Origin of the sequence: Paenibacillus luteus, from assembly GCF_006542765.1 — a bacterium.
GTDB classification, from domain to species: domain Bacteria; phylum Bacillota; class Bacilli; order Paenibacillales; family Paenibacillaceae; genus Pristimantibacillus; species Pristimantibacillus luteus.
The window spans coordinates 1-1,419 of sequence record NZ_SKCD01000067.1 but is presented as its reverse complement, the minus strand read 5'-3'; the positions used below and the strand labels follow the sequence as shown (position 1 = coordinate 1,419).

Below are 1,419 nucleotides of genomic sequence, written 5' to 3'. Positions count from 1 at the left end.
CGGTTCGGCCCCTTAATTATGGAGTCTATCTGCTTCATACTCACGTTCTCATCGTTTTTCATTTTTCAATAAAGTAAGTATTTTACTAGACCGACATGACCACATCACCTAGTTTGTTAGCTTTCCAAGCTTCATGGTATTGATTTGGACTCATTTTGTTTAAGCTTCCATGGAAACGCCGTTGGTTATAAAATTCAATATAGCAGCGTACAGCCTGGTAAGCTTCTTCAAACGTTTCAAAGTAGTTCTTGGCGTATACGTCTCTTTCAATGATGCTATGGAATGACTCTATATAAGCGTTCATATTAGGCGTCTTTGGCGGGATACGTTCATGTTCAATCGGACGCTCTTTATCTTGGCACATCTCAGCAAAAGTATGGCTAAGAAACTGTGGTCCGTTATCCGATCGCAAGACGGGAGCGGCTTCTCCAGGCTGCAGGCGGTCTTCAAATGCACGTTTCACTGTTTTACATACATCTTTTGCATTGCAGCTTGATCCTAGATGATAGCCTACGAGACAACGATCAAATACATCAATGATGTCAAAGAGAAAGAAAAAACGATCGTAACCGTGGACATAACCATATTTAATATCGATTTGCCAAAGCTGATTCGGACCCGTGACTTTACGGTTTTTTGCTATACGGCGTGGGTGTTTAAACTTCTTCGCTGGTTTTTTTTGCAGTAATCCTAGGTTCTCACAGAGCCTATACGCTTTCTTGTGGTTGAGGATTAGCTCACGTTCGATATAAAGCGCATGAGCTAAATTGCGGTAGCCATACCCATGCTCCTCGCCCTCCACCAGTTCCATGAGCCATTCTCCAATCTCGGTGTCACTGATCTTCTCACCGCTCTTCGTTAGGGAGTAGGCTGGGAATGGACGCCCAGCGCTGACAGCCTTTTTTGGAGCTGTTGATAACTCGGACAGACGCTTCCTTCTCGCATAGTAGGTTGATTCTTGTACACCGATTATTCGCAGCACGGGTGCCACTGCATAGCCCTGCTTAATGGTTTCATCGGCTATTTCAAGTTTGTCTTGTAAGCAGGGTTGCTCTTTTTTAGAAGTTCACGCAGCATCTCTATCTCAAGGTCTTTCTCTCCAAGTAGCTTAATCGCTGTATCCATCTTGTTCTCCAGTTCCTGCAAGCGTTTAGAATCTTCTATTCGCTCGCTAGCAGAAGGCAAGGCCTCCTCACCAAATCTTTCTTTGTAGAACTTCACCCAGTTCGTAATGGTGCTGGGCGATACGGAATATTTACGTGCAAGAAAAGATAACTTTGTTCCACTAAGAGCCTCCTGAGCTACCTTAATACGCTGCTCATCATAAAGAATATTGCTTTTCATACGCTTCATTCCCCCTCATCAATAGTGTACCTTATTGCACATTGATGACTCCAATCCAATTAGGGGGCTTAAGAG

At 43.8% G+C, this 1,419-nt stretch carries 2 protein-coding genes; both read right to left on the bottom strand.

The genetic code is table 11. From position 1 onward, the window contains the following. Window positions 1–85: 85 nt before the first annotated feature. Window positions 86–991 (bottom strand): IS3 family transposase, encoded by a 906-nt coding sequence (locus tag E0496_RS31880; RefSeq protein WP_241675064.1) that lies wholly within the window; start codon window positions 989–991, stop codon window positions 86–88. A 29-nt stretch (window positions 992–1,020) separates the two neighbouring features. Next, a complete protein-coding gene (locus E0496_RS31875) occupies window positions 1,021–1,344 on the bottom strand; it encodes a helix-turn-helix domain-containing protein (RefSeq protein WP_161601654.1) in 324 nt (107 codons plus the stop codon). Window positions 1,345–1,419: the final 75 nt, after the last annotated feature.